Genomic DNA, 23997 nt, shown 5'->3' with positions numbered 1-23997 from the left:
AGCGTGATTACAAATGAACGATATATTCACAATATCAGATGTTGCAAAGAAAACAGGATTAAGTACAGATACAATTAGATACTACGAAAAAATCAACCTTCTTCCCCCAGCTAATAGAAATAGGAATAATAATAGGCAATATGTTCAATTAGATGTTGATCGAATACTTTTCATTAATCATCTAAAAAGAACACAAATGCCCTTACATACAATACAAAAATATATGGAATTCTCACGAACAAAAAACGATGAAGCTTGTAAAGCAATACTTGAGGAACATCAAAAGCAAATCATAATACAACTAACGGATTTGCAATCGACTTTGGATATTATAAATTATAAGATTACTCACTTTGAGCGTATAAAAACAGGGAAAGTTAATGAAGGAACGGAGATGGCGTTACACAATGAACAAAAATAATGAAAACACAATTCAAAAACCAATTTATTCTGGATTCGGCGCAAGAACTACCGCTAAAGAAGCTCTAGGAGAAAAAGATTTAAGCGGAAAGATAGCTATTGTAACTGGAGGATACTCAGGATTAGGACTTGAAATAACACGCGTACTTGCGGAAGCTGGTGCAACAGTTATCGTACCCGCAAGAAGAATAGAACAAGCTCAAGAAGCCATTTCAAATATTGCACGAGTGGAATTAGAAAAACTAGATCTCATGGATCCAAATTCTATAGATGCTTTTGCAAGTAGATTTCTTAACACTGATCGTCCACTACATATTTTAGTAAACGGCGCAGGAATAATGGCAAACCCATTAAAACGCGATGTACGAGGATATGAATCGCAGTTCGCAACGAATCATTTAGGACATTTCCAGTTAACAGCAAGACTTTGGCCCGCTTTAGTTAAAGCAAATGGAGCAAGAGTTATATCAGTTAGTTCGCGCGGTCATCGTATTTGTGGTGTTGATTTTAACGATCCAAACTTTAATAATCGTCATTACGACAAATGGCAAGCTTACGGACAATCCAAAACAGCAAATGCATTATTTGCGGTCGAATTAGATAAACGTGGTAAAGAATTTCATGTACGTGCATTCTCTGCCCACCCTGGAACAATCGTCACAAGTTTATCTCGAAATTTAACTGATGAAGAAATGCGTTCAATGGGAGCACTGGACGAGCATGGAAATCGAGCTTTAATAAAATACGATGAAGAATTTAAAAGTATCCCAGAAGGAGCCGCTACAATTGTATGGTGCGCCGCAAACGATCAACTTGATGACAAAGGTGGCGTGTATTGCGAAAATGTTGATATTGCAGAAGCTGTTTCTGCTGACAATCCAGATCCATCAGGAGTTAGACCTTGGGCTAGTAATACAGAATATGCAGAAATGCTTTGGGAATTAAGTGAAACGCTAACTGGCGTTCATTTTTTAACTAAATCATAATATTATACTTATTTATTGTACTTTGCTATGCTATAACCACGAACAGGAGGTACGAAAAAATGAAAGCACAAATTATCCATTCTTTTGGAGATTCATCTGTATTTCAATTAGAAGAAGTTTCAAAACCGAAACTTTTACCTGGTCATGTTCTAATCCATGTAAAAGCAACTAGTGTAAATCCAATCGATACAAAAATGCGTAGTGGCGCTGTTTCATCAGTTGCTCCTGAATTTCCAGCTATTTTGCATGGTGATGTAGCAGGTATTGTTATAGAAGTAGGAGAAGGCGTTTCAAAATTCAAAACTGGTGATGAAGTATATGGATGTGCCGGAGGTTTTAAGGAAACTGGTGGTGCACTTGCAGAGTTTATGCTTGCTGATGCACGATTGATTGCTCACAAACCTAACAATTTAACAATGGAAGAAGCAGCTGCTCTACCATTAGTCGCAATTACGGCTTGGGAATCTTTATTTGATCGTGCAAATATTAAATCAGGTCAAAATGTCCTCATTCATGGAGCTACTGGTGGCGTAGGACACGTAGCCATTCAATTAGCTAAATGGGCAGGTGCTAAAGTTTTTACAACTGCTTCTCAGCAGAACAAAATTGAAATAGCTCATCGTCTAGGAGCCGACATAGTTATTAATTATAAAGAAGAATCTGTTCAAGAATATGTTCAAAAACATACGAATGGCGACGGATTTGAAGTTATATTCGATACGGTAGGCGGCAAGAATCTTGATAATTCTTTTGAAGCTGCTGCAGTCAATGGAACTGTCGTAACAATTGCAGCCCGTTCAACCCATGACCTCTCTTCTTTACACGCAAAAGGACTATCTCTGCACGTTACTTTTATGGCGTTAAAAATATTACATACAGATAAGCGTAATGATTGTGGAGAAATCTTAACGAAAATAACGCAAATTGTAGAAGAAGGCAAACTTCGTCCATTGCTAGATTCTAAATCTTTTACGTTTGATAAAGTTGCACAAGCACATGATCATTTAGAGTCGAAGGAAGCAATTGGGAAAATAGTGTTGAAAAACGTTTGGTAACTAAAATCCGATAAAAATAACGATTGCTCGTTGCTAGAAAGTAACAGAGTAAATAAAACTCCTTTATCGCTAACATCATTTATCAAATTTCATGCTGCTAGCGATCATAGGAAGAATAGTAAAGTTGCATAAAGGTCAATTTATGCAACTTTATTTATTATAGTTTTTTAATCCCCTCTACATGTATGTTACATACATGTCCAACGGAAAAGTTATTGATATATCTGAATTACGAAAACTTCAAATTGCTGTCCCTCTTCCATAAAAACCTATATATCTAAAATTTACTGTTGAACTATCTAATCCTTGAAAACCCCAGCTGAATCCAACTATATAATTTCTTACAGTTAAAATACGAAAATAACCCATATTTTGAGGACCTCAATTGCACCCCATTTTCTGAATAAAAAATAATATTAAATTCATTAATTTAATGTGATAGTATATGTTGAACTCTTCATGAGACTATCATTCATATTACTATTTAGGAGGATTTATGAGCAATCAAAATAATAATGAAACACCAAATAAAATGGAAATCATAGTCATGATTTTAGGACTATTTTTACCACTCTTCCTTCCTGCTCTTCTAATGCTAGCATTAGGGAAATGGCTGCCAGATGAAATTGTATATTCTGGAGTCATGTCATTATTTATTCTGTCCATTGAGTTATTCATAGTAGCTGCTATTTTTACTAAGATTTTAAGTGTATGTGGATTACCTGAAAAGAAACTAGATGAATTAGGATTTTTAGGATTTACGATTTCAGTGGTTACATCATTCTTAGCTACTTATGTAGGATATTTTGGGATAGCTAAAATTGGATTAACTTCGGTTCAACTATCACCTCATGGCATTCTAATTATAGCGATAGTATCCACAATTATCTTAACTATTTTATTAAAGGTTTTAGAGAAATTTGATAATCAAGACGAGCTAGATACAAATAAATAAAATTGCACACTAAAAAGATATGCTTCAAATGGAGCATACCTTTTTCTTGATTACCAATTTAACATGAAAGATGCCACAACGCTAAAAGTTTTCCATCCTTTACAACAAGTCAAAATAACAGCCGGATTTTCTTATAGTAGAAAATCCGGCTGTTTTCATATCACAATTTACTTTTTGTATATTTCTGTTAATAAGTAACACACAACTCATTTGTCTTACTATCTTTACCTTCAACAGAATACTATGTTGTTTTAAATTTTTTAAAATACACTACGTACTAATCCCCCGTCTATTCGCAACGCGGAACCATTAATTGCTGAAGAAAGTGGGCTACTTAAGAAAGTGACAAGATGGGCAATTTCTTCTGGTCGAATAAGTCTTTGAATAATAGAGGTTGGTCGATTTTCTTTCATAAATCGCTTCTCAGCTTCTTCTATTGTCAATTGCTCATTAGGATAAAGACTATTTAACATAGTCTCCACTCCTTCGGTTAAAGTCGAACCAGGCATTATAGTATTAACAGTCACATTCGTTCCTGTCGTCAGCTCAGCTAAACTACGAGAAAGTGAGAGTTGCATCGTTTTAGTCGCACTATAATGAGCCATTTCTTGAGATGGCATAATAGCTGCTTCGCTAGCAATAAAGATGACTCTTCCTTCTTTTCTTTCAATCATTTTTTTCAAGTACGAGCGAGTAAGTCGAACACCACTCATAATATTGACTTCAAAAAATTTAAACCAATCTTCATCAGGAATATCAAAATATTCTACAGGTTCAAAAATTCCTAAGTTGTTAATGAGAATGTCTACTTCAGGGTACTTTTCAATCACATTTTGGCACCCTTGTTCTGTTCCTAAATCAGCTACTACAGGTTGAAGGATAGCATCAGGATACTGCGCTCGAATTTCTTTTATCGTTTGATTAACATTTTCTTCACGGCGTCCATTAATAAGTACAGTAGCTCCTTCCGCTACTAATGAAGTGGCAATTGCTTTTCCAATCCCTGCCGTAGATCCAGTAACCAGTGCTGTTTTTCCTTTTAATTGCATATGCATATAGACCCCTCCAAATTCATGTGCTAGATTATTGACTTACGTTGGAATAAATAATTACGTTTATATTGTCGTTCACTTCTCTTATCTTTAACAGAAAATAAGTAGATCCACCTTTTTTCAAAAGAGTATAAAGTGAAACTTTAATCAGTGGGGGTTTTGTTCATCCCCCACTGATTATTAGCCCTCACCAATCGGGCTTTTACAGGCAGTTGATCCCCCCACCTAACTTCTTTGCTTCCGCTGAATTTTGAGGTGGGGGGTCTTACTGCCCGGCAAATAGTGGGGTAAACGAAAATTATGTAGCTATTTCACTCTGCACTGAATTAAAAATCGAAATTATCAACATTGTGATTTACTCGATAATCCTGCTTCAAATCATTTTGCATCGTTCTAATGTAAAAAATCACATAAACTGCAGAGTAAAGCTAAAACCAACTAGTAAATACCATTATGATCTATATTAACTAGAAAGAAAATTACGCACTTTAAAGTTCCATAGGAACAAAAAAGTGCCCTATATACTATAATTTCTAACTTTTTATATTTACTAACGTAGTATCCTTTTCTATCATAGAAAAGAGTGTAAAATTAGATATTCTTACATACAGTTATAGGATTATTTTTATCTTAATTAACTCAAAAACTATATAATACATCTTATTGTCCATGTTATAAGAAGTTTTATACACTTAGAAAAGAGTAATTTAAAAACAACTTTTTACTTATCCGAATTACCAATTAGTACGAGATGATAATCCTTGAAGTAACATAACATTCTCAAAAACCTTGCAGAAAAATTCTACAAGGTTTTTTGTCTATACATACAAATCAATCATTATATTAAAATAAAAGGGTTTGTAATCCATCACAATAGTCTTAAATATAAGCTGCTTTAAAGGCTTGTTGGACAGCTTGTACTTCTGATGAATTTTTACCATATAAGTTCGTTGCTACACGAATACAAGCTTCTTTTAATTCTTTAAAATCAGAAGTCATATTTAATTCATCGGTATTTGCATAATAGAAAATATCAAACATTTTATCTTCCCCAATGCCTTGTACATTTACTCCATTATGATTTCCACCACTAGCAATCAAATAAGCTACTTTATTAATAATGCTAGAGTTCGTGTGTACACCACCATGATCGTGGTCAGCATCAATAGGTAAGTTATTATAATGTCTATAATCCTCTGGATATCTAGAAGAGATAGATGATGGGTTTTTCATATCTCTAAATATACGACCAGATTGTTCTCCCATTGTCCAATTGAACTTTCCGTTATTTGCATACTTCTCAACTGCTACTCCTAAAATATCAGATAACGCTTCATTAATTGCACCAGCTTCTCCCGCGTACTCAAGTCCAGACTCATTTCTTGTAACCGCATGTGTAAATTCATGTCCTGCCACATCAAATGCTCTAACAATTGGATCTCCGTATACTAGCATAGCTCCATTACTAAATGCATTAAACCACTGCTTAGGATTTCCTTTATTCGTACCATTTGTATTCCAGCCATGAACGACAGAAATTACTTTTTGCCCATTATTATCAAAGCTGTTACGGCTATATTTTTCTTGATAAAAATCATATACTTTCGTTGCTAAATAATGTGCACTAACTGCTTTAGGATCTGTAAAATTTGTAGAATTACTTGTTACTAAATCATCCAAATAACCCCATACATTTCTTCTATAATTATTATAATCTTTATAATTAGCAGTATACGTTTCAATTCCCTTACCACGAGAATAATCTGCAAGCATGTACGTTCCATCACTTCGTTGTGTAATTCCAAATGTACGATTAATACCTAAGTCATCTTTTCCTGTGCCTGTTAATTTTGAAGGATCTTGTGATTTATTTGCTGTCGCAGATTGGACAATACTACTATCTACTTGTATACCCAATTTTTGAACGAGTTCTTTTAATAGATTACCACCAAAAGCATCAATTAATACTGTACCAGATACATATTCAGGTGTAGATGCACTAAAAGTAATTTGGTATGCGTTTGTTGCTTTATTTGTATTTTCATCTACATATACCACTTGTTTAATTTCTGGTTCTTCAACAAATGTGAGATTATCTCCATAGATTTTAAAAAGCTGCTTCTTTGCATCCTCTTCTGATAGAGTAATAGGTTGTTTCAAATCTTCTTGTTGTTGTAGATCTTGGGCACTATCCCCCGAAACACTCGTAAGGACACCATCATCATTAATATGTGCTGTTAGTTGATATCCGTATACATCACGTCCTTCATATGTTTGTTGAAGACGCACCAATGTAGTACCATCATAAGATTTACGACTTTGCGTAACATTATAATTAACTTTTGATTCCGTGTTAATTTGCTTTGATGATAATGCTTGTTCTGTTTTCCCTTTCAGCGCATCCTTCGCTACATTTTCTGCTGATTTTTGAGAAGGTGCTGTTAAATTACCTGTTCGGAACGTATCCTCCTTTGTTTCCACTTTTAAATCTTCTGTTGCCGCATGTACTCCTCCATAAGGCATAATCGCCGATAACACCACTCCTGTAGTTAAACCTACCTTTACGAAATTCTTCATATTCTTACTCCTTTATAATTTTATTATATAATTAAATAAATGTAGTTTGGAATTTTAAGCATAGATAAAAATTTTAACTATAGTCAATCGTTTTTACATACCTCTACATACATAGTTTGCTACTTTTTTAGATTCCATTCATTTCTCAAAAATTACTCATTATATAAACTATCTTTATATTTATTCATATACAGTATTTTTTGTGGTTCTGATAACATATTTATTGCCATCCACACATTCTTTTTCATTTCTAATTTTTGCATTGGTATCTCTTTTAAAACAGGATTACTTATAATTGCTTCCATTTCTTCATCAATTCTTTGCATAAGATTTTCTTCCGGATTATTTTGCAAATAAGTATTTTTCAATCCCCATTTTGTCATTATAAATTCATTTGTTTTATTCATAGGATTCATAATAGTAGCTTTACTAGTTAATCGTTTTTTAATTTCATCATGATAGATTTTAATTCTATATCCTTCTTTTAGTGGAATGGTATCTTTTACAATCGCTACATTTGTTCCTTCCATTTCCTTCGTATAAATTTTTTCACCTTTATCATTAAACACCTCTATTGATGCGTATTTTTCACCTGCATAATAGCTATGAGGCGTTTTAGTAGTAACCGTAAAAACAGCTTGCTCTTGCTCTAAGTCTGTATTTAATTCGGCAAACTGGTCATCTCCTAATCCTAGGAATTGAATCGTTTCATTTACCAACTTACTCACTTTCATTTCGTTAACATCAATGGTTAGACTGTTATCTTTTTCCTTTATATAGGCATAATACGAACTGAAATGGTACATACTATCCGTTTTTCCACCTGAAATCTCAACTGTATAAACTCCATTTGGTACGTCTTGTAAATTGATATCTGTTGTTTCAATTGTTTTCTCTTGAATAACTTTATTCCCTTCTTTTAATTTAATTTTTCCTCCTTTCAATGTATCTATTTCATTTGTATTTAAATGGATATGCAAATTCCCTTTTAGCCCAAGTGAAGCAATTTGCTGATTTGTAACTATTTCAAAGTTGGAGTTTATCGGAATATCAGGATTAACTAGAGCTCTCGCTTTAACTAATTGTGATTCAGGCACTATATAAGCTAAAGAAGTAACAGCCGGATAACCTTTCGCCCTATTCATCTCTATTTGTTTATGATTAAGCTTAAAGCCCCATCTTTCAAAGACAGGTGTAAAATCCACTTGTCCATTCTCGCTATAATACTGATTCATTAAATCTGGTAAAGAATGGTCACCTTTTTTAAAAGCAGCATTGCTAGCTAGTTTTCGATAACCTTTATACATTTTTGCAAAAGCTTCATCGCCAGCTTTTTGTTTCGCCATCGTTAAAAGAATAAGTTTTTGTCGTAAATCTAAGTCATCATAATTTTTATTTTCTTTCATTAAAGCATTGTATAAATTCCGTTCTACTTGTTCCTTTTTCCCAAAATTAAATAACCAACCAACTTGATCTGCTTTTTTGCCGTATTTACTATATTGATATTGAACACCAAATAGATTATTAGAAACTTCTCCTGTAAATATTCCTTGATTATCTAAACCAGCTTGGTATCCATGGGCAATTTCATGTAAAGTTCCCCAACTAAGTTTATCTAACCACATCTTTGTACTATCTGTACTATTCGCTGTCCAATTTGCGCCATAATAGGCACCGCCAGCACCGGATATATCTGCTTTTAAGAAATAACGATTTTGACTTTTTCTATTTTCAACAGTTGAGCCATCTAAACCAATAATTGAATCATACATCGCAAAAATATCTTCATAATACGCAATTAACTCATCTAACGATTGAAAATCTTTTAAAGACCTTACTAACTCTTTATCTTTTTTAGGTATAAATAATTGGAAACTCTCCCCTTGAATTAATGCATACTCTCCATCAAATTGATCCCATGTACTAAAAAATTGAGATACACTTTCTTGTGGTTTATAAATTGGAAGAGGCTTAGTAGCACTTTTACTCTCTACTTGGTACTCAAGTATGGCAGGCTCTTCACCATACGGAGTATCTATGAAAGGAACTAAAGGCGTATCACCTTGAATCGTAACCCATTCATTTCCTACTTGGATGGACTTTTCATTTCTTGAGTCATTAGACAATAAACGTAATGTTAATTTGTCTTTAAAATTAGGATTCGTTTGTCTTACCTTTAATGGTGTATTTCTCTGCAAAATAAATCCTAAATCTTGTCGATCATGATATTTCCCCTTACTTATTCCTGCTTGAAATATCCACGTAGGCTCTTCTAAACTAGTGATTTCTTTGACATTTGTTCGTTCGTCAGCATGTAAGTGTATATTTCCTATGAGGAAAAACATTGTATACATGATGCCTATAACAAGTAACCTTTTCATTTACATATCTCCTTTTCTATTTTTTTATATACAAAATACAATAAAACCCTCCTTCTTCACTTATAACTGTCGTCAGTAAGTTACTTATCAGTGTAATTATTATAGTTACATTAATTCATGATTATCAATCATTTAATGTATGTAATTTTGCATATATTAATATTTCGTGTTAACTTCCGAAATATCGTATAATGATCAATATTTTTTTCATACATTATTCAATAAAAAAACACGAAGCCCCTTAAGTCTTCATGTTTTTATACTTGTGATTGAATTAATTACTAAAATCTTTTTAATCGCAAAAAATCAATTATTTTTAGACTGATAGCCGTACCTAAACTTTTACGATTTACTCATCCTTTTTTTCTGTAATATTAAATTTTGAAACCAATTCCGTTAATTCTTCCACCTTTTCTTTCATTTTATTGGATTGAATTGATATTTGTTCAATTGATACGACCTGTGATTGAATTGACTTTACTGTTTGAAGAGTCTCCTTCTTTACATCTGTTGCAGTTTCAGAAACTAGCGAAAGAGAAGCATTTACTTCTTCTGTACCAGCAGACATCTCTTCTGTCGCTGCGGATACTTCTTGAATTTGAACTGTAATTTTATCAATATCTCTCATAATAGACAAGAATGTTTGTTTCGCTTTGTGAGCAGCTTCTTTTCCTTCTACTGCCTTTTGTTGTCCTTTTTGCATGACATTAACTGTATCTTGGGTATCTTGTTGAATGGATTTTATTAAATGATTAACTTCCTTTGCAGATTCTTTTGATTGCTCAGCCAAGTCTCTAACTTCTGCGGCAACCACTGCAAATCCTTTCCCATTCTCTCCAGCACGTGCCGCTTCAATAGCAGCATTTAAGGCAAGAAGGTTCGTTTGTTCGGCAATATTAGTAATTGCAGCGAGAGCTGTATCAATCTGTTGTGTACGTGTAACAAGTTTATTTATTACTTTTGATGTTTCCTCGACAACATCATGCACACTGTTCATTTGAAGGATAGAGTGATTTATCACTTCACTACCGATATTAATTCGTTCCGTAGTCGTTACTGCTACCTCAGCGACTACTGCTGAAGATTCAGCTATAGTTTGCACCCCGGTTGTAATTTCTTCCATTGAGGATGAGCTCTCCTGAATACTAGTTACTTGACCTTCTATTTTTGTTTTTACTTCTAAAACAGTCTGGACAACCTCAGCTGAAATATTAGATGCTCGCTTTGTATCTTGTAATACGCCCTCAGTAGAAGAAATAACCTCTTGTGTTGTCATTTTAACATTCGCAATTAATTGTTGAAGGTTATCTAACATACTATTAAAAGACTGGACAATATGCCCTAATTCATTATTTGCTTTATAAGGAGTACGTGTTGTTAAATCTCCAGCTGCTACTTTTTCCATATCATTTTGTAGTAACGCAAGTGGTTTTCGGATAGTTAATTTAATAATATATCCAATTAACATAATTATTAAAATTGCTAAAATCGAAATACTAACAAACATTATCATTGTATTTTGAGCACCATTATTATTTTCCTTTTGTAAAAGCTCTGCATCATTACTATTATATAAAATCAATTCACGAATTGATTGAATTGATTTTTGCATATTAGGTTCAATCTCTTTTAGGTAATATGCATATGCTTCCTCATTATTAGATTCCCCTAATTCTTGCGCTTTCTTCATTTGAGTTCTTAATTCATTAAATGTTTCATGAAACGTGTTATATAATTCTTTTTCTTTAGTAGAAATAACTTTAGCCTCAAACTGCTTTAAAAGATGATCATTTTCCTTACGAATTCCGTCCATTTCTCTTATTAATTCATTCATTCTTTTTTCATCTTTTGATAACATAATTTCCATAAAGTTCATATTAACATGATAAAAATTAGATTCTACAATCCCAATCCTCTCAATTGGTAGTAAATTATCCTCATACATATTAGAAGAAGTACTTTTCCCTCTTTCTAATCCAAAAAATCCTATTAGGGATAATACTATACATGCAATACTTGATATAGCTATTAGTATGTTTAGTTTTGTACCAACCTTACTGTTTCTTAATAATTCCAATTCATTTTCTCCATTCTAATATATAGTTTAAGTAATGTATTTTATACTAAGAATCCAAAAATTACGATGTTTATTTTATAATATGCAATTTTGCATATTATCCACTACTGATTCAAAATAACCTAACATTGTAATTTTGGTTTTCCAAAAATTCATGATTATGAACATATCCCATTAATTCTTTAACTTCTCATCCAAAATATCCGCAAATACTGCGGCACCAGGGGCACCCATCATTGATATATAAATTACGCTTCCATACAAGACTAACTAAAAAAATATTTTTCTTATTTCTCATTTTTCTATTTCCTCTCTATTTGAAGTACTCCCAGCACATCACACTTTAAAGAAACGGTGGTATTCCCTCATGCCCATCAAGCTAAGGTAATATACGTTTAATTTCAGGTGAGTTTTTTTCTTTTTCTAAATATTTAGTGCGAATCTTCAAATAGTTTATATTAAATTTTTGAAAAAAATCTATTTAGTTGTTTTTTATTTAATCTTGGATTGATAGCGATGGGGCGGTACCATTAGTACTGCCCTAATACGTTACAAATTTTTTAAAAAAGGTTGTAACGTCCTACGTTTTTGACCATTCTGTACAACGATAACTTTGGTTTATTGATTTCACTTGTAATCTGGTAGCCTAATCTCTGATACAATTTAATGGCAAGTTGGTTCTCTTTCTTTACTGTTAGAGAGCATTTGGCAAAGCCTTGCAGGGAAGCCTGTTCCTCAGCAAACTCAAGTAGTCTGGTACCTATCCCTAATCCTCGACTTTCGGGAAATAAGGCAATTGTTCCGATGTGAAACTCGTCATCTTCTCCCTCCTTCAAGGTAATCATGGAATAAAGCATTTTGATATTCCGAATGTTATAAACAAGAAAACCCAACTTTCGGAATGAAAGCAGCTGTTTAAAAGTGGGCCAGGCAAGACGATTTAAAACGGGGATGGGATAGCAAGTAATCATCCCTAAAGTTTTCCCGTCCATTTGAGCTTCATAAGCGTATTGATGACTAAAACGGTTGTTCCCCTGCCGCCATAGCTTACAAAATGTCCCTTCGACTGTGTTCTTCTCCTCAGATCCTGCAAGTGGAAACGCCATATATTCCAATGCCATTACATTTAGCTGGGCGCCGACCATGGATTGTTGAACAGCCTTTACTATAGAGATTTGATTCATTTCCCAGTACTCCTTTCCGCTTTATATATTATTGATGTTAATTATCATGGATTTGTATTAGTTTACTCGCATCTCAACTCATCCTTAGCTTTGAAACCATAATAAAATGTATTTAAAACAAGCTCTGCAGCAGATTTTTTAGCCACATTTCCTTCATGTACTTGTTCCCAAGTATGGAAAATCAGGGCATAAAGCGTATTCAAAATCCATTCGCTGCTAACCGTTTGCTGAAAGTAACCACGTTGTTGTAACAGCTCAATAACGCGTCGTATAGGTTCCCTCAGCTTCTCTTCGGCTTCACCTAATTCTTTGTTGTTAAATACAGATGCATCATGACCTAGAAAATAGATTTTGTCACCTAAAGGGATTAACGCTTCAATGAGTTCTGAAATATAGTTTTCACTTCTTTCTTCATCCAGTGGGATCTGGTTTACGGTATCACTTACCAGTTGTATAGCCCGATGGCCCAAGAACAGCATCAATTTCTCTCTGCTTTCGACGTAACGATGGAGTGTAGCAATGCCAATTCCCGCATATTCCGCAATTTCATTCATCGAAGCAGTAGGATTTTCAACAAGCAATATAGTAGCTGAATCAAGAATTGCGTTAAATCTCGCTTCCTTTAACGTTGATAAGTCTTTCTTCATCGTCAATCTCTCCCTTTTTATATATAAAGTCGTCATTTTTTGATAGATAAATATATCATTTGATATTATGATAAACAATCTCAAACAAAGTGTCCAGCTGCTGAATTTAGCTTTTCCAAAAGAATTATATTACTGAAACTGATAGTACTTTGAATGTTTCATTTTTAGCATTTCATTATGTAGATGACGATGAAGAGATTAATTTTTTGATGTAATACATACAAAAGCCAAAGGAAATGGTACGAGTCGCTTTCTTAGTAGAGAAAATAATCACATTAGCTGGGTTTTTTAAGCTATTTTTCACGATGTTCCCTTGTGATATTTTTATTTTTTTCACTAATATTGTTATCCTTCTTGCTAATTTTCCCAGCATTTTTTCATGAAGAATTAATAATTACAGTAATTTTTCTACTTTTATATGAAGGTACTTTCTGCATAAAGTTATCGGTTTACTTTAAAATTTACTTCCGGGTATTTGGTCATCAGCCTTTTAAGGGTTGAGCCGTCATCCTTCTGTTTTACATACTGGTCAAAAAATGCCAGGCTGAATTCGTTGATAACGCGATGAACTTCCTTTGGATTTTCACCTGGGCTCTGCAACAGAGGGGAGAACAAATGTAAATCAGTGAAGCTTGTATGATCCGTATGAGGAATGACCATTGACATACCACCGCCAGCTAACCCACGTTCATATCGCTCCCTCACTTTATCGGGATCTGCTTCATCAGGCTCTTCTGCACTCATGAGCAGAAATGGTTTTCCAATCCCACTTTCAGGTAAAATTTCCCCATACAATGCGCCATCCATATTGATAGCTGCTTTGACACGAGAATCTTTTGCAAGTATTTGTGCTGCGGTAGCTCCACCATAAGAGTGCCCAAACATTCCAATTCGTGAGGTATCAAGCCTTCCTGTAAAGAAGCCGGTCTCATCGTTTTGGTTAAGTTTCTCTATCTGATTAAGCACAAAGGTGACATCTTCCTCCCATAATTTTATGTGGCTATCCCCTTCGTCATCAGTTAAATTGAAGGGCTGTACGTAAGCAGTTCGACCATCTGGAAAGACGGTAGCTGCAGTATCAAAAGTATGATCGATACTTAGAACAATATATCCTTGACTAGCCAACTCCTCAACTTCAAACGTGTTTTGATTACGAAAACCATTAAAACCATGAGAGAAAAGTAATATGGGATATTGATTCTCTGAGTCTGAGAGTTGTAAATCCATAAACGAATGAGATTTTACCAATTCCAAGTGGCTAAATGCAAATGCAGGAATAGACAATGTTTTTTCCAATCCCTTGGAGAGCTCATTTATGTTACGAATATAAGGTTCTTGATCCCCCTTGCTTTTTTCAGCTGCAGGATACCAAATTTGCACCATCAGTTCGCGTCGATCAGTTGGATTTTTCGAATATGGTTCATTTCTTTGATGATCAACCCAATGATATAGCTTCGTACCGACCCTATGTGGACCAGTTGGTTCTTCAAATGAAAATACTGGCATAAGTAAGGGTAGCGCAACTGCTACAGACAAATAGATGCACAACAACAAAGTCTTAACTATGAATATCCCCCGGCTTCTAAATCCCTTTTTCCGTCCAGCTAATAAATAGCATAAAATCAAGATAACTGGGGATACATATGCCGGAATCATCTGCCATCTAAAACCTTCTGACAATAGCTGAACTGTAACCATTACAACAGCAACCAAAGTAGCTAATTTAAACCATTTTTTCGTTTCCCCGGCTACAAACAGTATCCAACTCAATAGACTAAAATTCACAACTATCAAAACGACTTCCCAGAAATTCATTGGCCTATCTCCTTTAAATGCATTTTACTTCTAAATTAAAGAGGTAGTTTTCAGTCTCAGCAAAAACAGATGAAACACCTATATAGTTGCACCAATTATGCTTAATAATCGTTTCATCCACTATACTCCTTTCTTCAAATTAAAAACTTAAAATGCCCAGCTTCCTTTACGGAAAATTGGCTCTACAGTTCCATCAGGTAGAATACCGTCGATGTCCATCTCACTGCTGCCGATCATAAAGTCCTCATGTATTACTGAACTATTTGCACCTAACGTTTCAAGCTGATCGTTATCTAAATCCCTTCCACCCTCTAAGCAAGTTGGATAAGCTTTACCAATCGCTAAATGGTTCGAGGCATTTTCATCAAACAATGTATTAAAATATAAAATCCCCGATGCTGAAATTGGCGATAGATGTGGTACAAGTGCTACCTCACCTAAATAGCAGGCGCCTTCATCCACATTAATAAGCTCCTGTAATAAATCATGTCCTATCTGTGCTTCAGCTTTAATAATTTTTCCTTCTTCAAATGTCAGTTTAAAACCGTCGATAATATTCCCTTGATAAACTAATGGTTTTGTACTGCTTACATAGCCATTTACACCTTGTTTCATCGGTAACGTATAAACCTCTTCTGTCGGCATATTAGCCATAAAGGTAGTATCATCTGGCGTTTTACCACCTCCAGTAATCCATTTATGCTGTGACGCTAATGCAATTGTTAAATGAGTACCTGGCGCTGTATAGTGAAGCATCGCATATTTTTTATTGTTTAATAGGACCGCACGAGATTCTATATTTGTTACATGTTCACGCCATTTTTCAACCGCCTTTCCTTCACCGATACGAACAGCTTTAAAAATAGCCTCCCATAATGCTGGTACTTGATCCTCAGCTGCTAAATTCGGGAACACCTTCGATGCCCACTTTGATGAAGGAACTGCTACCATCGACCAAGCTATTAAATCCTTCATTACGGCGTTGCGATTGTTTCCTAGAGCAGCTCCTGATACCTTTTGATAGGTAGCTAGACGATCAGCTGAAATACCTGTAAATCTATCGGGGTCTGTAGCATCTATTATTAATAGTGCGCCATTACGTTCAATCAGCTCATCATTCATTTTGACTATCCATTCTGGGAAACGATTAAATTCTTCATCTGAGGCATGATCAAAGTAAGCACGATCCATTTCCTCATCCGAAAAATTAACATGAACACGCCCAGCCCCAGCCTTATAAGCCTCTTTCACAACTATACGGACGAAATCCAATGCATCCACTGATGTATTGACTAATAAGTATTGCCCTGGTTGAATATTGACACCAATTTTTACCGTAAGTTCTGCATATTCTTGTAATTTTTCTTCAAAAGTCATATTATTTACCTCACTTTTGTCCAATTGATTTTGAATTCACTTCACAAGCTTGCCTTCATACCATACTTTCTGAACAGGTTTTCCAGGATTTTCTCTTGTCTATTTTTTACGTTTTTCATCAAGACATGATAACAACTTAGACAGAAATATATTTCAATGAGTTTCGATGTTTTTATCAAATAATCTAATACAAGGGTATCAAGCACTACATAAAGTTATAGCTTTCTTTATTGTGAAGGCTCACTCATTTCTTCCCAATCATTTCAATGCTGTTGCACCTAAATGCTTCCCATCAATGGGGCGTTTAACAATCTCAATCACACCTTTCTTTGTATAAAGTTATTTTTGATAGATAAATCTATCATTTAATACAAATATAAATCATTCGAAATGAATTTTCAAGCAATTAAATTTATTTTTTCAAATTTTTGGTAGCACCCTATGTAAAACTGGATTCTAACAAAGGCAGCGATAACGGTAAGATCTTTATGCATAAATGGATAAGAAATTACTGCTAAATATTAACGAGCCGATGTACTCTTAACTGGGTAAAAATCGGCTTTTTTATGTCAAAACTTTCTTAGCATATATTTTCGTTAAAATGTGGGCGGTACCCCAGGCCCATCAAGCTAACATTTTGAAGTGCCCAAAAAAAATGAGGAAAGACATATGACATATGTCTTTCCTCTAAAATTGTAATATTCAATATACTCTTGGCTCTATTTGATTTTCTAATTAAATCCTTACATATCTTTCTTTAAAATATCTCCTAACTCTGTCCAACTTGTAATACGCGGAATATTGAGATATTGATTGTAAGAAGTAGTTTTTGCATACACATTTATCGGTTTTCCTATTAACGTTTCTAAGACAGCCGGCTTATCATCAAAGAAATAGTTTAATTTTATTTCTTGTATGAAGTGTATTTTTTCTTCATCCTTCATTCCATAGAAAAAGCGATCTTCATGTACCGGAAATCCTTTTTCTATTAACCATTTTTTTGTTTGCTCTCCATGCTCTTTAGGTCGCGCCGTTATATAGTATATTTCATGTCCCTGTCTTTCTAATTCTTGCAAAGTCTCTACTGCATACGGAAACGGTGAACAAGAAGTATAATAAATCTCATCCAACAAACTATTCCACATATGACTGCCTTCCTCCGAAGTCATACCAAATGCTTCATGAATTTCAATTGTTTTCAAAGAATGAAATACATCCAATCCTACTTTTTTGTTTAATTTTTTATTATATAAATGAAAAGCATGCTGCCTTAAATCAATTAATGTATCATCGATATCAAATCCAAACTTCACTTTTCATCGCTCCTTTCTGCAATCCATTTATCGGAAAATATAAGTAGTTTTTATTTTCCTTATTTCTCATCTTTCCGATATTCTGGATAACCAATAAATCTATAATCTTTTCCAACCTGGGTAAATGATATATTCTTAAATTCAATTGCATCTTGCATTTTAGTAATACCAGTCCCCTCTACAAAGCTAGGCGCCAATCTGCCCCCAATAATTTTAGGTGCGAAATATAAAATAAGTTTATCCATCAATTCATTTTCAATAAACGAAGCATTTACCTCTCCACCACCTTCAATAAGCAGGGCGGAAACTCCTTTTTCCCCTAAAACATCAAGCATTTCATATAAGTTTATATGCTTTTCTCCGCTAGTAACAAATACTTTAACTCCTGCATTTTCTAATGCCTTCCTTTTTTCCGCTGCATGATTACTTGTTGTAAATATCCAGGTAGGAGCTTCTCCATCTGTAACAACGTGAGCTTCCATTGGTATGCGTAATGTTGAGTCCAATATTACACGAATTGGATTTCTTCCATTTGGAATACGCGTTGTCAATGATGGATTATCCTTTTGTACAGTATTCGCTCCTACTAAAATGGCTGCATTTTCATTTCGTATTTGGTGTACTTCCTGTCTCGCTTCTGTAGATGTGATCCACTTACTATCCGATAAAGAAGTAGCAATTTTCCCATCTAATGTAACACCCGATTTAATCGTTACAAATGGGCGCTTTGTCATAATATATTTATTAAAGACTTCATTCATCTTTTTAGATTCTTCTTCACACACTCCTACAAGCACTTCAATACCAGCATCTTGCAGAATTTTAATTCCACGTCCAGAAACAAGTGGATTTGGATCAAGTGTAGCAACTACTACCTTCTTAATTCCTGCTTGTACAATTGCTTCTGCACAAGGCCCTGTTCTTCCATGATGAGAACAAGGTTCAAGAGTTACATAGATTGTACCACCACGGGCCTGTTCTCCCGCCATGCGTATCGCATGTATTTCGGCATGTGGTTCCCCAGCCTTCATATGTACTCCGATCCCTACAATTCGATTATCATTTACAATTACAGATCCAACCAATGGATTTGGAGTCGTTTGTCCATTCATAGCCTTGGCATTTTCTAGTGCTAGCTTCATATATAATTCATGCTCAAGCATGTAAGTGTCCCCCTTCAAAATGTCCAGAACGTTGAATCTTCGTTTGCAAATATTTCTCATTAAACTCTGAGACATCACCCCATAACGGTTCACGACTCGTAACATTTAATCCAGCTTTTTGTAAAGCTTCTAATTTTTTCGGATTATTTGTAATAAGTTTTACAGGTTTTGAGCGTAGCGCTTTTAATACTTCAATTGTATCATCATAGTTTCGAACATCATCTTCAAAACCTAGGTTCAGATTCGCTTCTACTGTATCTAATCCATTTTCTTGCAAGAGGTACGTCATCGCTTTACTAAACAAGCCAATCCCTCTTCCTTCATGATTCGCTAAGTAAAATAAAGCACCTGAACCATGTTCTGTAATCATTTGTAAAGACTGCTTTAATTGGAATCCACAGTCACAACGTTTACTACCAAAGATATCACCGGTGTGACAAATACTATGCATACGAATTAGGGCATCTTCAGAATTCTCAAAATCACCATATACAAGCACACTAGATTGCTGCATATCAGCTAAATTAATAGATGAAAGTTTTTCAACAATCCCTTCTACACTATTTGTACCCTCACTACATTGTAACCAAGAATACCATTGGAAAACTTTAGTCTCCCCATATAAATTAATTGGCAATTTGATAGGTCCTACTAAATAAATATCCTTTCCATCTTGATGTATAAATTGAATTTTATCTTCTAACATATGAATTGTATCTGTTGTAACCATTAGGTACCTCCTAGTATAGAGAATCTCTAAAAATTCTCTTCCATTGTTATATTTTTTATTGTTTAACTTACACAACGTAAGTGTTTTTACAGATGATATTCTTTTTTCTCTCAGCTTATATGCAATATGTATCATTACAACTTTGGCCATTTAAAGAAAAAAACATTAGTTACATAAAACTACTTAGTTACTTTATGTAAGTGAGTATACATTTGTAATCAGTTTACGTCAAGTAATTAATTATAAAAACATTTGTTACTAATAGTAATATGTTATATAATTCACTTTAGGAGGTGAAGGAAAATGAAGGATTCTACATTATGCCCTCGCTTTGAAAAAGGAATGAAATTTTTTAGTCAACGATGGACAGCACTCATTATTTACCAACTTTTCTCTGGACCTCAGCGCTTTTGTACGCTTGAATCTTCTCTTCCTGTTAGCGGAAGATTACTTTCAGAAAGATTGAAAGAATTAGAACTAGAAGGAATTGTCGAACGTAAAGTCTTTCCTGAGACACCAGTTCGTATAGAATATTCTTTAACTCAAAAAGGATTTGCTTTAGAAGCTATTATTCGCGGAATAGAAGAATGGTCACAGGAATGGATAGAACTTGAGGAATAGCATAAAAACTTTTTCGTATATAGTTTTAAATAATCAAATTACAAATACCTATAATTAAAACGCTAGTTTTTCAAGCATTTATGAAAACCTAGCGTTTTTTAATAAATAAAATGTAAGAAATAAAGCAAGATGATCAAAACGATCACCTTGTTCCTTTAAAAATTAAAATAGTGTTTTTAACGCCTTTTATTCATACATACTCGCTTAATAAAAAGAACCAATAAACTTTTTGTAACTAAACAGTTTTCTTTTCACAATACAGGTAGCTTTCCCCGCTATTTGCGGACAGTAAGACCACTACTAATTAAAGTTTCACTTTATTACTTATGAAATTTCACACGCTCTTCAAGTGGTTGGAATTCTTTTTCTCCTGGTGCAGCCGTTGGATTACCAAATGGCATTTGCGCAATCAGTTTCCAATTAGCAGGAACATTCCATTCTGTTTTTACTTCATCATCAATTAATGGATTATAGTGTTGTAAAGACGCCCCTAATCCCTCTGCTTCTAATCCTGTCCACACGACTAATTGGTGCATACCTGATGCTTGGTGTGACCAAATTGGGAAGTTTTCAGCATATGCAGCAAATTTTTCTTGAAGCGATTTAACGATAGCTTCATCTTCAAAGAATAGTACTGTTCCATAACCAGCTTTAAAAGAATCCATTTTTTGTTGCGTTCCTGAAAAATCTCCATCTCCAACTACTTTTCTTAATGTTTCCGTTGTAATATCCCATAATTTATTATGAGCTTCACCAAATAATACAACTAATCGCGCAGTTTGAGAATTGAAAGCGGATGGTGTATATTTCACAGCAAACTCCACGATTTCTTTAATTTTTTCATCTGATACTTGTACCTCTTTATTAATCCCATAGTAAGTACGTCTTTCTTTCAATGCAGTATAGAAATCTTTTGTCATAATTCAATTCCTCCTAAGTTTTAATATTCTTCAAAATGTTACATTGCGAAGATAATATGAGTTGAAATGAGTTCATTTTTGAACCATTGAACTCCATAACACCAATTGCCAGTCATTCTGAATCTAAACCACTGCTTATTGCTTCAGTTTACCTAAAAAAACTCTTATAGCATCATTGATACAATCTAGTGATCATTCGGTATTATTTTACCCATTCTCTATTCATGTATCCTGCTTGTTTCATATTTACACAAATATGAAAATAACCTTAAATTGATGATCAAAAAAGCCAGGTAGCATGAATAATGCATTACCTGGCTTTTTACATTGTAAATTCAACTAACCATTTTTAATGAATAGTAGTAATAACTATATCCATCACTTATTTAATGATTAACATCTCATAAGGATGTTGTTCCATAAATCTATTCTCCCAAGGAATCTCTAATGATGTCCAATTTGAACCACCATCTACTGACTGATACACTCCTTTATTGCTAAACAGATAGAACGTTCCATCACTTGTTGCCTTTAATACTGGTATAATTGTTCCTTTAGGAGTTGGTAAACCTGCATTCATTTCTGCCCAAGGCTGATCTTTTTCTTTCTTATAAATAAATGATTCACAATTTCCATTATTGTAATCATGCGCTACGTGTGGATTTGAAGATGTCGCGATAATAATATTTTCTGGATCATTCGGATTAACTGCCATTTGATATGCGTAATGATGCTTTAGCCCACTACACATATAGTTCCACGTCTTACCTCCATCATTACTCTCCGCATACTCGTGACCTGGTTCTTTCAAGAATGAATCACCTAACACCCCGTATAAGCGATTTGGCGCATTGCGATGTGATTTAAGAATGTGAATATCTTGAAGATAGTTCCCCTCTTTTTCCTCAGTCCATGTCATACCGCCATCTACACTTTTAATTAATCCTCCTACCTCAATCGTTGTATAAATAGTTTCTGGATTATTAGCATCAATTTCAATATGTTTTACGTGGTGCGTATATGTTCGTTGAGGAAAGAACCATGATGAATACGATGGCATTTGTCGATAATCCGTTAGCAATTCAAAACTGTCTCCTCCATTTTTGGATACAAACATGGCGCTCGGTTCAGTTCCTACATATACGATCCCGTTACCGTCATCATCCTTCGCTGGAGATACAGAAACTGCTGTAATAGCTCTCATATGAATAGTATTAGCTGGGAACACTTCACCAAAAGAAGGTAAAGTTCCAATCGGTTCCCAAGAACTTCCTCCATCTCTACTTCTCCATAATCCTCTATCAAAAGTACCACAATACATTCTTTCTGGATCGTATGGATCTAAAGCTAAAGCAACTGGATTCGCACCTACAAACTGTGATTGAACGCTCCATGTTGAGTCTTTTTTTTCTGCAATTACAAGTTCTCTATCAAACGCTAATATGAATTTTTCCATAACTAAAATCTCCTCGTTTCATAAATTCCCTACTATATTATTTAAATTTTGAACATTACCAGTTAAGAAATGACATTTATATGCCATAGCATATAAATGATGAATTATATAAGGAATATGTGATAATCTTACCTTATATAATTTGTTCACTTCACATCAGTACGATGAACAAGATATCCTGTTAAATCATATAAGTCCATATGTCACCTCCAAATAACTTAACATATATATGCTATAGCATATATATTATAGAATGCATTATTTTATGTCAAACTTTATACTATTTTAAAATCAGTTTTCCGCATAGCCTAAAACAATCCAAAAGTCATAAACAGAAACACTTTATTGAATAGAAACTATAAAAAAAAGAGCGCAATTTTTTGCACTCTTTTTACTCATTAATCTTAGAAATCAAAGTTATCAGGATCTGGACCAACGCGGTGATTTTCATTTAACGCATCGATTTTCTCCATATCTTCTTTCGTTAATTCAAAGTTAAATACATCAGCATTTGCAATGATGCGGTGTTCTTTCGTTGATTTTGGAATTGTAATTACTCCATTTTGAAGATCCCAACGTAAAATAACTTGCGCTGTTGTTTTACCGTGTTTCTCAGCAATTGCTTGTAATGTTTCGTTATCTAATAATTGACCTTGCATTAATGGTGACCATGCTTCCATTTGAATACCTTGTTCTTTACAGAAAGCTTGTAATTCTTTTTGTGTTAAACGAGGGTGGTATTCTACTTGGTTAATCATTGGCTTAATTTCTGCATCTTTTATTACATCTTGCAGATGATGGATTTGGAAGTTACTTACGCCAATTGCACGTACACGCTTTTCTTTATAAAGTGTTTCTAACGCTCTCCACGTATCTTTATATTTCCCTTCCACAGGCCAGTGAACAAGATATAAATCTAAATAATCTAGTTTTAATTTTTTTAAACTCTCTTCATATGCCGCAATTGTTTCTTCGTATCCTTGGTCTGCATTCCATACTTTTGAAGTGATAAACAATTCTTCTCTTGAAATTCCAGTTGCTTCAATACCTGCACGGATTCCCTCACCTACAGCTGCTTCATTTCCATAAATCGCTGCTGTATCGATGCTACGGTACCCTGCTTTAATTGCTGATTTAATTGCTTCTACAAGTTCTGGTCCTTCTTCTACTTTAAATACACCTAAACCGAACCAAGGCATTTCTACACCATTATTTAATACTGTTTTACTTTGTAAATTTTTCATTTTATTTTCTCTCCTTTTATTTTA

General features: G+C 34.2%; 19 protein-coding genes. 5 read left to right on the top strand and 14 right to left on the bottom strand.

Going from position 1 to position 23997, the window contains the following annotated elements:
- Window positions 1-13 precede the first annotated feature (13 nt).
- From DN390_RS06980 to DN390_RS06965, 4 genes are all read left to right on the top strand, one after another.
- Window positions 14-421 carry a MerR family transcriptional regulator gene (locus DN390_RS06980; protein ID WP_147806934.1) on the top strand — a complete coding sequence of 136 codons (408 nt, stop codon included), beginning with the start codon at window positions 14-16 and terminating at the stop codon, window positions 419-421.
- Window positions 408-1406, top strand: a complete 999-nt coding sequence (locus DN390_RS06975; RefSeq protein ID WP_147806933.1) for an oxidoreductase — start codon at window positions 408-410, stop codon at window positions 1404-1406. Before DN390_RS06980 ends, DN390_RS06975 begins: the two co-directional genes overlap by 14 nt.
- A 59-nt stretch (window positions 1407-1465) precedes the next feature.
- Window positions 1466-2461 carry a zinc-dependent alcohol dehydrogenase family protein gene (locus DN390_RS06970; protein WP_147806932.1) on the top strand — a complete coding sequence of 332 codons (996 nt, stop codon included), beginning with the start codon at window positions 1466-1468 and terminating at the stop codon, window positions 2459-2461.
- Window positions 2462-2957: 496 nt separating this feature from the next.
- The gene (locus DN390_RS06965; protein ID WP_147806931.1) at window positions 2958-3416 is read left to right on the top strand and encodes an epimerase; all 459 of its coding nucleotides are present in this window, start codon (window positions 2958-2960) and stop codon (window positions 3414-3416) included.
- A gap of 260 nt (window positions 3417-3676) precedes the next feature.
- Here the strand turns inward: DN390_RS06965 and DN390_RS06960 are convergent, their stop codons facing one another.
- From DN390_RS06960 to DN390_RS06905, 11 genes are all read right to left on the bottom strand, one after another.
- Window positions 3677-4471 (bottom strand): SDR family NAD(P)-dependent oxidoreductase, encoded by a 795-nt coding sequence (locus DN390_RS06960; RefSeq protein ID WP_088312341.1) that lies wholly within the window; start codon window positions 4469-4471, stop codon window positions 3677-3679.
- Between the two features lie 876 nt (window positions 4472-5347).
- Entirely contained in the window at window positions 5348-7045 is a 1698-nt protein-coding gene (locus DN390_RS06955) for a M4 family metallopeptidase (RefSeq protein WP_147806930.1), read from the bottom strand.
- 152 nt (window positions 7046-7197) lie between these two features.
- Window positions 7198-9426 (bottom strand): putative mucin/carbohydrate-binding domain-containing protein, encoded by a 2229-nt coding sequence (locus tag DN390_RS06950; RefSeq protein WP_147806929.1) that lies wholly within the window; start codon window positions 9424-9426, stop codon window positions 7198-7200.
- Window positions 9427-9775: 349 nt separating this feature from the next.
- Complete coding sequence (locus tag DN390_RS06945; RefSeq protein ID WP_147806928.1) at window positions 9776-11503, bottom strand: methyl-accepting chemotaxis protein; 1728 nt, start codon at window positions 11501-11503, stop codon at window positions 9776-9778.
- Window positions 11504-12063: 560 nt separating this feature from the next.
- Window positions 12064-12687 (bottom strand): GNAT family N-acetyltransferase, encoded by a 624-nt coding sequence (locus tag DN390_RS06940; protein ID WP_147806927.1) that lies wholly within the window; start codon window positions 12685-12687, stop codon window positions 12064-12066.
- 62 nt (window positions 12688-12749) lie between these two features.
- Window positions 12750-13334 (bottom strand): TetR/AcrR family transcriptional regulator, encoded by a 585-nt coding sequence (locus DN390_RS06935; RefSeq protein ID WP_147806926.1) that lies wholly within the window; start codon window positions 13332-13334, stop codon window positions 12750-12752.
- Window positions 13335-13775: 441 nt separating this feature from the next.
- Complete coding sequence (locus tag DN390_RS06930) at window positions 13776-15149, bottom strand: alpha/beta hydrolase family protein (protein WP_147806925.1); 1374 nt, start codon at window positions 15147-15149, stop codon at window positions 13776-13778.
- 147 nt (window positions 15150-15296) lie between these two features.
- Window positions 15297-16526 (bottom strand): aminopeptidase, encoded by a 1230-nt coding sequence (locus DN390_RS06925; RefSeq protein WP_098951300.1) that lies wholly within the window; start codon window positions 16524-16526, stop codon window positions 15297-15299.
- Between the two features lie 743 nt (window positions 16527-17269).
- Complete coding sequence (locus DN390_RS06915) at window positions 17270-17839, bottom strand: 5' nucleotidase, NT5C type (protein ID WP_147806924.1); 570 nt, start codon at window positions 17837-17839, stop codon at window positions 17270-17272.
- A 59-nt stretch (window positions 17840-17898) separates the two neighbouring features.
- On the bottom strand, window positions 17899-19002 hold the full coding sequence (gene ribD, locus DN390_RS06910) for a bifunctional diaminohydroxyphosphoribosylaminopyrimidine deaminase/5-amino-6-(5-phosphoribosylamino)uracil reductase RibD (RefSeq protein ID WP_147806923.1): 1104 nt from the start codon (window positions 19000-19002) through the stop codon (window positions 17899-17901).
- Entirely contained in the window at window positions 18995-19732 is a 738-nt protein-coding gene (locus DN390_RS06905; protein WP_147806922.1) for a GTP cyclohydrolase II, read from the bottom strand. Before DN390_RS06905 ends, ribD begins: the two co-directional genes overlap by 8 nt.
- A 303-nt stretch (window positions 19733-20035) precedes the next feature.
- On the opposite strand from DN390_RS06905, the gene DN390_RS06900 reads away from it, so the two are divergent.
- A complete protein-coding gene (locus DN390_RS06900) occupies window positions 20036-20353 on the top strand; it encodes a winged helix-turn-helix transcriptional regulator (RefSeq protein ID WP_000655363.1) in 318 nt (105 codons plus the stop codon).
- Window positions 20354-20673: 320 nt separating this feature from the next.
- Here the strand turns inward: DN390_RS06900 and DN390_RS06895 are convergent, their stop codons facing one another.
- The 3 genes from DN390_RS06895 to DN390_RS06885 all read right to left on the bottom strand — a co-directional run bounded on the left by DN390_RS06895 (window position 20674) and on the right by DN390_RS06885 (window position 23973).
- Entirely contained in the window at window positions 20674-21273 is a 600-nt protein-coding gene (locus DN390_RS06895; protein ID WP_098126514.1) for a nitroreductase family protein, read from the bottom strand.
- 382 nt (window positions 21274-21655) lie between these two features.
- The gene (locus DN390_RS06890; protein ID WP_147806921.1) at window positions 21656-22729 is read right to left on the bottom strand and encodes a WD40/YVTN/BNR-like repeat-containing protein; all 1074 of its coding nucleotides are present in this window, start codon (window positions 22727-22729) and stop codon (window positions 21656-21658) included.
- Window positions 22730-23133: 404 nt separating this feature from the next.
- Entirely contained in the window at window positions 23134-23973 is an 840-nt protein-coding gene (locus DN390_RS06885; RefSeq protein WP_060631649.1) for an aldo/keto reductase, read from the bottom strand.
- Window positions 23974-23997 lie beyond the last annotated feature (24 nt).

Origin of the sequence: Bacillus sp. SH7-1, assembly GCF_008042405.1 — a bacterium.
Lineage (GTDB): Bacteria > Bacillota > Bacilli > Bacillales > Bacillaceae_G > Bacillus_A > Bacillus_A thuringiensis_N.
The sequence above is the reverse complement of the archived record's forward strand: the minus strand, read 5'-3'. Positions and strand labels throughout refer to the sequence as shown.

Coding starts and splice junctions, on each gene's coding strand:
- DN390_RS06965 (WP_147806931.1), top strand. CDS start 2,958: ATGAGCAATCAAAATAATAATGAAACACCAAATAAAATGGAAATCATA.
- DN390_RS06900 (WP_000655363.1), top strand. CDS start 20,036: ATGAAGGATTCTACATTATGCCCTCGCTTTGAAAAAGGAATGAAATTT.
- DN390_RS06940 (WP_147806927.1), bottom strand. CDS start 12,687: ATGAATCAAATCTCTATAGTAAAGGCTGTTCAACAATCCATGGTCGGC.
- DN390_RS06905 (WP_147806922.1), bottom strand. CDS start 19,732: ATGGTTACAACAGATACAATTCATATGTTAGAAGATAAAATTCAATTT.
- DN390_RS06885 (WP_060631649.1), bottom strand. CDS start 23,973: ATGAAAAATTTACAAAGTAAAACAGTATTAAATAATGGTGTAGAAATG.
- DN390_RS06950 (WP_147806929.1), bottom strand. CDS start 9,426: ATGAAAAGGTTACTTGTTATAGGCATCATGTATACAATGTTTTTCCTC.
- DN390_RS06930 (WP_147806925.1), bottom strand. CDS start 15,149: ATGAATTTCTGGGAAGTCGTTTTGATAGTTGTGAATTTTAGTCTATTG.
- DN390_RS06970 (WP_147806932.1), top strand. CDS start 1,466: ATGAAAGCACAAATTATCCATTCTTTTGGAGATTCATCTGTATTTCAA.
- DN390_RS06935 (WP_147806926.1), bottom strand. CDS start 13,334: ATGAAGAAAGACTTATCAACGTTAAAGGAAGCGAGATTTAACGCAATT.
- DN390_RS06975 (WP_147806933.1), top strand. CDS start 408: ATGAACAAAAATAATGAAAACACAATTCAAAAACCAATTTATTCTGGA.
- DN390_RS06980 (WP_147806934.1), top strand. CDS start 14: ATGAACGATATATTCACAATATCAGATGTTGCAAAGAAAACAGGATTA.
- DN390_RS06925 (WP_098951300.1), bottom strand. CDS start 16,526: ATGACTTTTGAAGAAAAATTACAAGAATATGCAGAACTTACGGTAAAA.
- DN390_RS06895 (WP_098126514.1), bottom strand. CDS start 21,273: ATGACAAAAGATTTCTATACTGCATTGAAAGAAAGACGTACTTACTAT.
- ribD (WP_147806923.1), bottom strand. CDS start 19,002: ATGCTTGAGCATGAATTATATATGAAGCTAGCACTAGAAAATGCCAAG.
- DN390_RS06960 (WP_088312341.1), bottom strand. CDS start 4,471: ATGCATATGCAATTAAAAGGAAAAACAGCACTGGTTACTGGATCTACG.
- DN390_RS06955 (WP_147806930.1), bottom strand. CDS start 7,045: ATGAAGAATTTCGTAAAGGTAGGTTTAACTACAGGAGTGGTGTTATCG.
- DN390_RS06890 (WP_147806921.1), bottom strand. CDS start 22,729: ATGGAAAAATTCATATTAGCGTTTGATAGAGAACTTGTAATTGCAGAA.